This window comes from Pseudoalteromonas sp. T1lg23B (assembly GCF_002964665.1).
GTDB lineage: Bacteria > Pseudomonadota > Gammaproteobacteria > Enterobacterales > Alteromonadaceae > Pseudoalteromonas.
This window is the reverse complement of sequence record NZ_PQBZ01000034.1, coordinates 217324-229358: the sequence shown is the minus strand read 5'-3', so window position 1 is coordinate 229358 and position 12035 is coordinate 217324. Positions and strand designations below refer to the sequence as shown.

2 protein-coding genes are annotated in these 12035 nt (G+C 45.4%); both read right to left on the bottom strand.

Translation table 11 applies throughout. The features are described from left to right. Window positions 1-34 precede the first annotated feature (34 nt). The gene (locus tag C2M32_RS21010) at window positions 35-1879 is read right to left on the bottom strand and encodes a condensation domain-containing protein (protein WP_105168226.1); all 1845 of its coding nucleotides are present in this window, start codon (window positions 1877-1879) and stop codon (window positions 35-37) included. A 2-nt stretch (window positions 1880-1881) separates the two neighbouring features. Continuing rightward, window positions 1882-11886 (bottom strand): hybrid non-ribosomal peptide synthetase/type I polyketide synthase, encoded by a 10005-nt coding sequence (locus tag C2M32_RS09605; RefSeq protein WP_105168225.1) that lies wholly within the window; start codon window positions 11884-11886, stop codon window positions 1882-1884. Between the last annotated feature and the right edge of the window lie 149 nt (window positions 11887-12035).

Sequence of the window (12035 nt, the reverse complement as noted above, 5' to 3'; positions counted from 1 at the left end):
TCCGCATCAGATAATGACGTATCATCAATAACAATTAGATTGCAAACTGTGCTTGATGCAGCACTTCGATGATTCGACTAACAGGTGTGCCTTGTTCAAGCGGTAAATAAGCATGACCCGAACGTAACACCGCCATCATCGCCACCACACTGTTGATGGTACGCGGCACCAAAAGTGCAATAGGTGCGTAACCCGAGAACTGCTTATGTTTACAGATAGAGTGTGCAACTAGTGCACTTTGCCTATCAAGTTCACCATAACTGAGCTGTCGTGGTTCAGTGCCCTGTTCAAGCAATGCAATCTTTTCTGGATGGGTTTGACCATGCGTTAAGATTGATTCCAAAACCGAGTGACTGTTCGCTTTAGCCTGATTGTCTAGTAATTGATTTGCCCTAAGGATACTTGGCAGTTGAAGTTGTGTTATTGGACTGTCAGGTTGCGTGTAAAACGCCTCTGTGAGTGCGACAAAATCATCACCGAGATCATTCATTAATTGTGCATCGAATAAACTGTCACAATAATCAATGGTTGCGGCCAAACCCGCATCAGTTTGGGTAATGTTTAACGTTAGGTCGAATTTAGCGCTATGGTTATCAACCGGGAACACTTGTGCAGATAAATCACCGTTTGACAATGTATCAAGTCCAACCCCATTGTAATTAAACAATACTTGGAACAACGCCGAATGGGCACTGGACTTGGTCAAGTCAAGGGAGCGAATAATATCTTCGATTGCCACGTTTTGATGCGCTAAACCTTGTTTTACAGTCTCTTTTACCTGAGCAGTCAACGTGCAAAAGTTGATAGCTTCATCAACCTGAACTCGCAAAGGTAAGGTATTGATAAAGCAACCGATCATCGATTCAAATTCTGCCATCGAGCGATTGAGCACTGGCACGCCCAAGATGATATCCAGCTTTTGACTATAGCGGTGCAACAGCGCGTAAAAAACACTCAACAAGCCGGCAAATTGTGTGATTTCTAAAGACTTACACTGGCTGTTGAAGGACGCTAACCGTGGGCCATCAATCACAAAGTGATGTGTACGACCACGATAGCTTTTGTTGGCATTGCGAGGGTAACTAGTGGGCAGCTCGAACAATTCAAGTTCTGTTAGCTGCTCGCGCCAATACCCTAACTGATTTTGATACTCATCGGTACGTTGGTATTGCTGCTCCCAGTGTACATAATCCAAGTATTGTAAAGCGTGTGAAGTCGCGCCGTTACTTTGCCCATTGAGCTCCTCCAGTAAGGCTTGCACAAACAGCCCAACAGACCAACCGTCGGCGACAATATGATGCATCGCAACATAAAGCCACTGCCCCTGCTGAGTGCTTTCATCCACAAACAAAGTGGCACGTAGCAACAAATCATGTTCAAGGTCAAAACAATAGCTTAGTTCTTTATCTAAACGCTTAACAATGTCAGATTTACTGACATTTGGGGCCACTGGTTGCGCCTGCAAAGCAAACTCTGGGCGTTCGTTAATGCATTGAATTGCCCCTTGCTCATCATATTTAAAGTTAGATCTGAGCACTTCATGACGCATTAGCAAACTACCTATTGCATCATTAGCCTGACGAAGCGTAACAGGCCTTGAAAGCTTCACCACCCCTGCCATGTTATAGGCGTTAGATTGGCCTTCATATTGCGAGATAAACCAAATTCGTTGTTGCGCTGATGATAACCGGCCCTGCTTTTTATTATGCTGCTGCATGTAAGCGATTAGCTGGTCCTTTTGCGCCTTAATTCGCGCTAACTGTTCACTTGGCACACTCGCTAATTTGGTTCTGAGCTTTAACTTACCATCTTGCAGATACACATAAATACCTAGGCCGTCGAGTTCGGCCAACAAACTTTGAATTGCTGAATTATCCATTATTACAAGTCCATCTCCGTCATGGATTGATCCGCTAACGCGTCACTGATATCTCGGCCACTAACTACATCGCTAACCTGCTGTACTTTAGGGGCGGCACTGGCTGCTGAGCGAGCACTCAACAAGTCGTCAATACGTTGAGCAAGTTGTAATACGCTCGGGTAATCAAAAACATCTGCAACCGTGATACGTACCCCAAATTCCGTGTTGATATTCGATACCAGTTGCATTGCCAGTACCGAATTACCGCCGCCGTCAAAAAAGCTTTGTGTGGTACTGAGCTTTTCACGCTGTAAAATGTTTAAATAACATTTCAGTAGCACCTCTTCGCTGGGTGTATGTGGCAATTGCATCTCACAATCGCCTACCCGCTGAGGTTGCACATCAGGTAATGCTTTAGTATCCAACTTACCATTTGCAGTGGTTGGCCAATGCGTTAACCAACAAAGGTGTTCAGGTAGCATGTAGTTCGGTAAATACTGTGCTAGCTGTTGACGTAGCAAAGGGAGTGTCCAACGGGACTGCAATTGCTCTGCATCCAAACAATAGGCACATAGTGCGTTTTGGCCAGTGCTTGGAGAGACAATGAGTACCTTGACGTAAGAGCAGCCAAGCAACTGCGAAATATGGTATTCGATTTCACCCAACTCGATGCGATGACCATTTAGTTTAACCTGTTGGTCTAATCGACCTTGTAGCTCAATACGACCGTCAGCCAAACGCCTTGCTCTATCACCCGTTTTATAGACACGCTGTTGCAGCTGTGAAACAAACTCATGATTGACAAACCGTTCATCGGTTAGTGCGGCTCTATTTAGGTAGCCCTTTGCGACCCCTGCACCACCAATCCATAATTCCCCCCAGACACCAATTGGCAATGGCAAGGCGTGGTTTTGCGCTAATTCGTCCATCACCAATAAACTAGTATTGGCAATTCCAGCACCTATGGTGATGTGCTGTGCATCTGTAACGTGGCTAACTGCTGACCAAATCGTTGTTTCTGTGGGGCCATACATGTTCCAAAGCTCGCCACCGTGGACCAGCACTTCGCTTGCAAGTGCTTGATCTAACGGCTCGCCGCCACATAAAACCTTGAGCCCATTAGCACAGCGGGGTTCTGTACGCAGTAATAATCGCCATAAAGTTGGCGTGGCTTGTATGATAGTGATATTGGCGCTGTTGATAAGCGATACGATAGCGTTGGGGTCACTGCAAACTTGTTCGTTTGCCATCACGGTTGTTGCGCCAACCGTTAACGGCAAAAGCAATTCCAGCATAGCAATGTCAAACGCTATGGTCGTAACCGCAAGCAGCTTATCATCGACATGTATCCCGGGCTCAACTTGCATTGCTCTGAGAAAATTAATAAGCCCACCGTGGCTAATTTCAACGCCTTTAGGACGGCCGGTAGAACCGGAAGTGTAAATAACATAAGCGCGATGTTCCGCGGTTAAATCCACCGAGCATGAAGTGTTACTTTGTGCCGCGATTCGCTGTGCATCGTTGTCTATATCAACAACGCTGTAGCCACTTTGCTGCACCACAACACTACCGTCACTTTGGCTATCACATATCAGCATTGTGACGTTAGCATCATCAAGAATGTCTTTGATGCGTGATTCTGGGTAGGCTAAATCCAGTGGCAAGTATGCCGCGCCAAGCTTCATAATCGCCATTATGGTGATAAGCAATTCATTGCGTCTTGGTAATGCGATGGCAATCAACTGTCCTTCAGATACCCCTTTTTTAGCTAGGTATCGCGCCATTTGATTTACCCGCTCGTCAAGTTCACGATAGCTCAAGCTTTGTTGTTCACTTTGAAGCGCAATATGCTCAGGGTAACGCTTTACCACATCTGCAAAATCACTTACCACACTTGCACTGATTGGCAGCTCGCACTGGCCTTGTTGTAGAGGTGCAAGTAGCACACTATGGTATTGCTGATTATCCAGCAATGAACACGCTCTGCTCGACAATGTGTCACTACTTTGTAATTCACCGAATAATGACATCAGGCTTTGCACATGGTGCTCAACCATACCACGCTCAAACTTGCCTTTATTGAACTCAACCTGCAAAGACCATTGCTGCTCAATACAGACAAGGTTACAACTTAACTCAAATTGACCATATTGCGCTGAACTACTTACATCCTGTGCTGTTAATCCTGCAAAATCAGGTAAACTCTGTACCTTATCCAAGTTAAACAAAGTCGCAGGCAAATTCACCTTTTGATGAGTTAACGCCGAATACGGATAGTGTTGGTGCTCGAAGGCATCAAGCAGTTGGGTTTGCACCATTTTCACTAGCGAGGCAACATCTCTAGCTGCTTCTACATTAACCGTGATAGGCAAGATATTGGTACAATAACCCACCAATCCTTGGTCTAACAACGCAGAGTCATGACGCTCGGCAAGCAGCTGCCTATCTGATACAGGAATAGCCACAGTAACAATCGACTCTCGGGTCAGTTTATGCAACCACAGCATGTATACCGCAAGTAAGGTTGCAAATTGACCACAGCCCTGTTGTTTAGCCAACGTTGTAACGTTATTTATGGCATCTCTACCCATTGTGTACTTTAAGCTATCTACTTCGTAGCTCGAAGTTTGCTTGCTAGTAGCACTTTTTGGTAAAGACACACTTGCGCAATCGGCTAGTTGGTTAAGCCAATATTGTTCATCGGCCGCACAGCGCGGCGACGCGAGGTAGTCTTCCAGTGCGTCCACATAGTCACTAAAATGCACAAACTGTGGTGTGGTTCCCATAGCGGGCTGACTATAAAACTGCGCCACATAGTCCAGTAACTGTGCCATCGCAATGCCATCAAACAACACATGGTGCGCCACAATACTTAGATAATGCGTATGCTCATCAGCAACAATCAATGTAAAACGGCATAAGTCACCAAGTTCAAAGTTAAATGGCTGGTAACGCAAGGTTTGTAATTGGCTTTGGATTGAGTCGTTGCGGCTAAGCTCAATAACCTCAAGTTGTGCCATCGCTTCTTGTCGGCTCTGATGGCAGAGTTTGTCTGTATTTATGCCATAATTTAACACCGCAATATTGCAATATACTTTCTCTATTGCCCTTTGAAGCCGCTTTTTATCAAGCGTACCTTGTAGTTTCACAGTTGCTTGTAGATGATATGCTTTTGCTCCCTCATCACTGCGAAGCGCTAAAGCGAGCAATTGTTGCTGCGCTTGGGTGAGCGCAAATTCGTCAGTTTGCGGTGCTATATCAACGACAACCGCACCAAAATAGCCCGCTTTCTGTAATGCAAGTACACTGTCTTTTACCGCTTTAATTATCGCCTCAACATCCGCATCAGTGTGTGCATCGCTTAAGAAACAATTACGGCCTTCCCAAATAAAGACTCCGCGATTAAGCATTTCATAGAAGAACACGTCCAAGTTCTGATTAAATCTGAACCGAAATAACGATGCAAATGACTCAATACTGATGGGAATGCTGTGAGATTCAAAAAACGCGTTAAGGGTGTCTTTTAAATACGTGGTTTTTTCACTTATTTGTTTTTGGCACTGTGCGCCTCGATTTTTAATTTCACTCAGCACGGCTTTCGCACATGCCATCGCCAAAGGATGTTTACAGAATGTACCTGCGAAGAAAGTAGTATCCACTTGCGGATAGGATTGATCGCCGTATTGCCATGCGCCGCCATCAATGCAATCGAGATATTGAGCACTACCTGCAACCACGCCAATCGGCATACCACCACCAACAATCTTGCCATAGGTTGCCATATCAGCCTGAATACCCAGCAAGGCTTGTACACCACCTGGATGTGCCCTAAAGCCTGTGATCATTTCATCGAATATTAAGGCAATGCCAAGTTCTTTGGTCAATGCTCTTAACTGATGTAAAAATTCCCATGGTTGTAACTGGGGGTAACGACTCTGCACCGGCTCTACCAACACCGCTGCAATTGAATCTGCTTGAGCGCGTATGATTTCCAGTGCTTGTTCGCTACCGTAATCCAGTACTAGATTATCTGCAATTGCACCATGACGTACCCCTGAACACATAGGCTCAACGTCATCACCCGTAGGCGTTGGATGAGCAAGCGTACCATCGTAATGACCGTGATACGCGCCATTGAACTGAACAATTTTGTCTCGTTTGCTGTGTGTACGAGCTAAACGAACCGCGGTCATTACCGCTTCGGTGCCAGAGTTGCAAAAAGTGACACGCTCCAACTCGGTAAGTTCACTGATCAACTTAGCCACATCACACGCCAAAGGACTTGCAAGCCCCAACTGCATACCAGAATCAATCTGCGTCAACATCGCCTGAGTAATAAATTCGGGTTTATGACCAAATAAATTAACGCCAAAGTCCATGGTGATATCAATATATTCATTGTCATCAATATCCCAAATACGTGCGCCCTCACAGCGTTTTGCGAACACAGGATAAAGCATTTCTTTGCTAGATAACCTAAATCCTGCAGAAGCGCGGCAGTCGGCCAAATGTACTCGATGCTCTGCGACGAGCTGTTTAGAACTTACCGTTTTGTCACAATAGTTTTTTGCAAGCTCAGCTTGATAGCGTTTACTTTGCTCACTACCTTGTTGTGCACTGAGTTGTTTGGATTGAAACCCTGGCAACACACTCGCCTTTTGTGTAAGCTCAGTGGTGACCATGTTAGACACCTTCGACTGTGCGATGGTTAGATTAACGCTTTGCGCGGCCGCACTTGGCGCTTGCGTTACAACCAAACCCTGTAGCATTTGTAGTTGTCTGGCGCTGACTGCGTCTACGCTTAGCCTTGCTTGTTCTGAGGTCACACTCGCTGCTGCTTGCAATTGCTCTTTGCAAATTGCGGTCAATACCTGTTCGTTCACAGTGCCAATGGTATTGCCGTTGGATACGCGAACTTCATTTTGAGCTGGCGTCGGTGTATCAGTCGATGCAGGTAATGGTGCTGGCGCAGTTTGATAATCACTATGGCGTTCAATATAATCCACTAAGCGCTCAACAGTACTGAGTTCCTCATAAAACTGCCGTACACTAAACTCTAATGAAAACTCTTTTTCGTAAGTTCTAACCGCCTGCATGATCATCAACGAATCTACACCCATTTCTAGCAATGGTTGCTGAACCTCAATATCCGACACTGGGATAGATAACAATGATGACAACGTATTAAGCACGAACCTGCTAATAGCATCATGGCGAGACTGCTCAGAACCTTGCGGTTGCGTGTCAATCTGAGAAGCGCTCTGATTAACAGGCTCTCCCACCACCCAAAATCTTGATTTAGCGAAAGGGTAGCTTGGCAGGGGCTGTCTTATAACATCGCTAGATGGATATATCTCGGACCAGCTAACGTCAATGCCGAGTTCAAAGGCTCGGGCGATCGCCGCAGCATAGCGTTCAAAACCATCTCCCTTAGAATGCAATACGCTGATATATTCACAGTTTGCCCTAGGTAGATTTTCCTGAACGATGGCACTGAGCACGGGTTTTGGTCCCATCTCAATAACGCAGAAATGCTCAACCGACGCCAAATGAGTTAAGGTGTTAGCAAACAAAACTGGTTTGGTGATCTGTTCAACCCAGTAATCGGGGTGACACAACGCCTGTTGCTCAGGTTGACCCGTTACGCTTGATATAAACTCGTAACGTGGCAATCCATACGCGATGGTTTCAGCCACGGCTTTAAAGTCAGCAAGCATCGGTTGCATCAATGGCGAGTGAAACGCTCTAGCCGTATTCAACGCTTTATATTTTATGTCGCGCTGTGCTAATTGCTCACAAATATACTTTATCGCCTCATCGCTGCCGGAAAACACTACACCACTTTCCCCATGATAGGCTGAGATAGCAGCCTCTTCGCTGTAAGGTTTAATCAGTTCTTGTGCTAATGACTCGTCACAACGGGCCGACACCATGCTACCTGTCGCTTTGAGCTGCTCCATGAGCATCGCGCGAGCCGTGATTAATTTAATTGCGTCTGGTAGTGAAAACACCCCCGCTATGCACGCACTAGCATACTCACCAACACTATGACCTATGAGCTTATCGGGTATCATCCCTAAACTGATCCAAAGCTTACAAAGCGCATACTCAATGGCGAAAATGGCCACCTGCGTCCACTTGGTTTGATGCAATAACTCAGCCGTATCGTCTGTATACAACACATCCAGCAGGCGTTCGCCAAGTTTGTCGGCAAGTAGTTCGTCACATTGCTCAATGGCTTCTTTAAAGACAGGTTGAGTATCGTAAAGCGCCTTGCCCATGGCGTAATACTGTGCCCCCTGACCTGTAAACAAGAACACCTGTCCAGGTTTGTTACTTGGCTCTTTATGCGCTTGATGATTACCCTGTTCAAGATTTGCAAGCAGTTGCGAGCGCGACGTTGCGTAAACGCCTACCCTAAACCCTTTTACGAAAGGTCTATGCGCTAAGGTATGCACCAAAGCATCAAACTGCTCATCACTTGCATTGCTTAACCGCTGCGCATACCTATCGATTAACTGCAAAAGTGACGTTTCAGATTTAGCTGACAACGGTAAAATATAAGGTTTATTAGCCTGAGTGATATCGAGTGCGGCAGTGCATTGTAATGGCGCTTCACAACAAATCACATGGGCGTTTGTACCACCAAATCCAAATGAACTAACCGCCGCCATCGCCGCTTTACCTTGATGTTCAGGCCAGTCCGTAAGGTCACTTTTAACAGTCAGTGACATTTTATCCCACGCGATATGGGGATTTAACTGCTCTACGTATCTTTGCCCTGGGATCTGCTTATGCTGTAAACACAATAGTGCTTTGATCAGCCCCGCAATACCGGCACCAGATTCCAAATGACCTATGTTGGCTTTGGTAGACCCCAGTATTAAAGGCTGTTGAGATGTTCTGAGCGCACCATAGGTTTTGTTTAAAGCAGATACCTCAATGGGATCGCCAAGTTCAGTTCCTGTACCATGAGTTTCAACGTACTGGATGTCAGCTCCCGATACAGCTGCATTGGCCAAAGCCGCATTGATCACTTTTTGCTGTGCACCACTATTTGGTGCCGTTAGTCCATTACTGCGGCCATCCTGATTTACTGCACTGCCTTTAAGTACACCGTATATAGGGTCTTTATCAGCAAGCGCCTGAGCTAAAGGTTTTATCAAGATACTGCCCACACCCTCACTTCTGACGTAACCATTCGCAGCTTGTGAGAAAGTTTTACAATGGCCATCCGCCGAGAGCATCTGTGCACTCTGGCAGGCGTCAGTTACTTCATTGCTTAAAATCAAATTAACACCGGACACCAAAGCCAATGGGATCTCTTTGGCGCGAATCGCTTGCATTGCTTGATGTAAGGCGACTAAAGAGGAAGAACACGCCGTATCAATAGCTATACTTGGGCCAGTAAAATTATAGGTATAAGACAAACGATTAGCGGCGATACTCAGTGCAGTGCCAGTACCCAAATAAGGATTTTCCGATTGCGCTTGTTGCGACAACAAGAAATAGTCATTTTGTGAAATGCCAACATACACACCGACGCTTTCACCTGCGAGCTCTTCGGGTCGATAACCTGCCGCTTCAATTGCGTGATAAGTGGCTTCAAGTAATATTCTGTGCTGAGGATCAATAAATTTTGCTTCAGTTGGTGAGAGCGCAAACATCGCCGCATCAAAGCTGTCTATTTCATCCAAATAACCACCCATGCGATTTTCTTGCAATTGTTGGCACAAGGAAAGGCGCTGTGCGCTTGGCGTACTGATAGCGTCAACCTTATTCACTAACAACTGCCAATATGCAGATAAATCTTCAGCTTGCGGATAACGGCATGCCATACCTATGACAGCAATATCATTATCATCATACATCAGCGCGTCTTGCTTTGGCGTATGTGTGGCAATATTCTGCTCAGGTGCCTTAATATCGACTTTGACACTGTGCGGGGTGTTTTTAAAAGCCTGCTGCACCGCCTCAAATTCGCATAGGTATTGAGTCAATTGTGCAATGCTTGGGTGTTCATATAAAACCGTTGCTTCAAGCTCTATGTTGTGCATTTCCATTAACTCACCGGAAATACGCACAGCCTTCATTGAATCAATACCCAACGACTGAAAAGTTGCATCGACATCAAGGGAATGAGCGTCCTTGTCGACCTCAAACGCAATTACCTCTTTAACCAACTTTTGCACTCTGTCACGCATTGCCTTATCAAGGCCTTTTTCATTTTGTAGTGACACCGATGAGTCTGAGTTTTTATGCTTGATGTCGCGGCTTCGCGCGATAGGCTCAAAGCGATTGTTCAAATAGTGACGTTTATTTTCTTGGCGCTGAATTTTACCGCTAGACGTTTTTAAAACTCTTCCCGGTTTGATCAGCACAAGTTCGTAGGGAGTAACACCATGCTGCTCTATAATCGCTTGCGTAACCGTTGAAAACACCTGTTCAACATCGAGCTTACGCAGTGCTGTGCGCTTAACCTGCTGCACAACAACTAATCCTTCATCACCATTTGGTGTGGTGACTGAGAATGCAGCTCCACCATTGTTATCCAATGCTTGGTGTGACTCTGTAACAGTGAGTTCTATATCCTGCGGGTAATAATTTTTCCCTCTGAAAATCAACACATCCTTGCACCGCCCAGTTACATAAAGCTCATCTTGATACATAAAACCAAGATCGCCGGTGCGTAAATAAGGGCCATCATGTTCATCAGCAATATAGGCATTAAAGGTTTCCTCTGTCGCCTGCTCGTTTTGCCAATACCCTTTGGCAACACTTGCACCTTTAACCCATATTTCACCAATGGTCCCTTCTTCACAGCGCTGCTTTGATTCAGGATTAACAATAACAATCGTATGATTTTGCCAGCTCACACCACAAGATATAGCATGATACGACTGCTCATCGTCTTGCCCATCAAAATCATAAAAAGGTTGTTCCTGCTGGTATTGGGCAACGAGTACCGCTTTGCCCTGATGCATTTGTTCGGCGTTGAGCTTTAATACCTTAGTTAGCTGCGACAGCTTTCCGCCGGTGGCAAATAAGGTGGTTTCGGCCATACCATAGCAAGGTGAGATGCTCTGGCGTGTTAAACCACACCGCTTAAATTTTTGATAGAAGCGCTCAAGAGTACTGGCTCTAACGGGTTCTGCACCATTAAGTGCACAGCGCCAGTTCGATAAGTCTAATGTTTCCAGTTCATCGTCTTTTACGGTGTCAACACACAAATCATAAGCAAAATTAGGCGCACTGGAGGTTAATGCTTTTGTTTCACTGAGCAATTTCAGCCAACGTACGGGCTTTTGCAAAAAGTAAGTCGGATTCATTAACGCAGCTGGCGCACCAATGTAGATAGGATGCATAATGCCAAAGATAAGGCCCATATCGTGAAAGTGCGGCAACCAACTAACAATGGGTGTACTTTCGTCATGACCAAATGCCAACTTCATCATTTCTTCGTTATCCATGATGTTGGCGTGATCAACCATCACTCCCTTTGGATTACCCGTAGAGCCAGATGTGTACTGTAAAAAGGCCAGATCACTACTTTCAACATTAATATCATGCCATGACAATGGCTCAACGATGCTGCTATGCTCATCCGTTGTGAATATGGGTAAATCCGTCAGACTTGGTTCGCTCTCGAAAAGAGGTCTGGCTATGTCATGAATTCTAACCGTCGTCAATGCACCTGAAGCACCCGCGTCAACAATGATGCTGCGTAGTCTGTCGATATTTTGATTCTTCTTTGGCGGATAAGCTGGCACTGCCACAACCCCAGCGTATAAACATGCAAAAAACGCTTCTACGAACTCAAAACCTGAGTTGTAGAGTAGTAACGCTCGGTCGCCCTTTTTAAAGTGGGTTTTAAGCTGTGATGCGATTGTTCTCGCATTTTGGTCTAACTGTGCGTAGGTAAGGGTTTTACTCGGTTGCTCATCTTCGAAGAAATATTGATATGCGACATCATCGCCCCGCGTTTTAGCCAATGAAACTAAAGACGCCACTATGTTTGTATTCATTCCATGCCCATCAACGATAAGTACTGTGTTACCTCATCGATCACTTTGGCAGCTACCGCGTGACGTTGATGGTACCACTGTACATTTACGATCTTATAATTGAAAAAAATCAATTAATTTATTTAGTTCAATAAATATGTTTTTGCAAA

What these genes read in the sequence shown, in the direction of transcription:
- C2M32_RS09605 (WP_105168225.1), bottom strand. Translation starts at nt 11,886, where the DNA reads ATGAATACAAACATAGTGGCGTCTTTAGTTTCATTGGCTAAAACGCGG.
- C2M32_RS21010 (WP_105168226.1), bottom strand. Translation starts at nt 1,879, where the DNA reads ATGGATAATTCAGCAATTCAAAGTTTGTTGGCCGAACTCGACGGCCTA.